1 pseudogene is annotated in these 1,496 nt (G+C 41.8%); it reads left to right on the top strand.

Annotated elements, in window-relative coordinates:
• A pseudogene (locus GJU43_RS22680) lies at positions 1-1,496 on the top strand (hypothetical protein); the annotation flags it as partial.

The raw sequence follows: 1,496 nt of genomic DNA, 5'->3' as shown, positions 1-1,496 counted from the left end.
GCAGGACTTACGATCAATACCAACGGTACTGTAACAGTTGCCGCTAACACACCGGCAGGAAGTTACAATTTAGAATATACCATCTGTGAGATTAACAATCCGGGCAACTGTGATACTGCAACTTCAACGATTGTAGTAACGGCAGCAACTTTGGTAGCGAATTTAGATAGCGTTCCGGCAACACTTAGTTCAAATACACCGAAGACACTTATAAATGTTTTTGACAATGATACTAAAAACGGAGCAGCATTAATTCCATCAGAAGTAAAACTGACGGTAACTACCGCAGATCCAAAAGGATACTTAACAGTAGACACCAACGGAAACGCGATATTAGGCGCCAACGCTCCGGCAGGAACCTACGAACTTACATATCAAATCTGTGAGTTGTTAAACCCAACCAACTGTAGTTCAAATCAGGTAAAAGTAACAATCACAGCACCATCAATTGATGCCGTTGCAGATAACCTTGGTTCTATAAATGGAAATGCAGGCGGAACCACAACAGTTTCCTTAATCGCAGGTGATACCGTAAACGGAACACAAGCCGTGATCGGAACCAATCCGGGAGAGGTAAAATTAACCGTAACCACTCCAATACCGGCAGGACTGACCATCAATACAAACGGTACTGTAACAGTTGGAGCGAATACACCGGCAGGAAGTTACAATTTAGAATATACGATCTGTGAAATCAATAATCCGGGGAACTGTGATACTGCAACTTCAACGATTGTAGTAACGGCAGCAACTTTGGTAGCGAATTTAGATAGCGTTCCGTCAACCCTTAGTTCAAATACACCAAAAACACTAATAAATGTTTTTGACAATGACACTAAAAACGGAGCCGCATTAATTCCATCAGACGTAAAACTGACGGTAACCACAGCCGATCCAAAAGGATATTTGACGGTAGATGGAAATGGAAACGCCATATTAGGCGCTAACGCTCCGGCAGGTACTTACGAATTAACGTATGAAATCTGTGAGTTGCTAAACCCAACCAACTGCAGTTCAAACCAGGTAAAAGTAACAATCACAGCACCATCAATTGATGCCGTTGCAGATAACCTTGGTTCTATAAATGGAAATGCAGGCGGAACCACAACAGTTTCCTTAATTGCAGATGATACTGTAAATGGATCACAAGCTGTAATTGGAACCAATGCGGGAGAGGTAAAACTAACGGTAACCACTCCAATACCGGCAGGACTGACCATCAATACCAACGGTACTGTAACAGTTGGAGCGAATACACCAGCAGGAAGTTACAATTTAGAATATACGATCTGTGAAATCAATAATCCGGGCAACTGTGATACGGCAACTTCAACAATTGTAGTAACGGCAGCAACTTTGGTAGCGAATTTAGATAGCGTTCCGTCAACCCTTAGTTCGAATACACCGAATACACTTATAAATGTTTTTGAAAATGATACTAAAAACGGAGCAGCATTAATTCCATCAGAAGTAAAACTGACAGTAACTACAGCCGA

The organism is Flavobacterium sp. LC2016-23, from assembly GCF_009674775.1.
GTDB lineage: Bacteria > Bacteroidota > Bacteroidia > Flavobacteriales > Flavobacteriaceae > Flavobacterium.
Note: the sequence above shows the minus strand (reverse complement) of the source record. Positions and strands in the feature narration are given on the sequence as shown.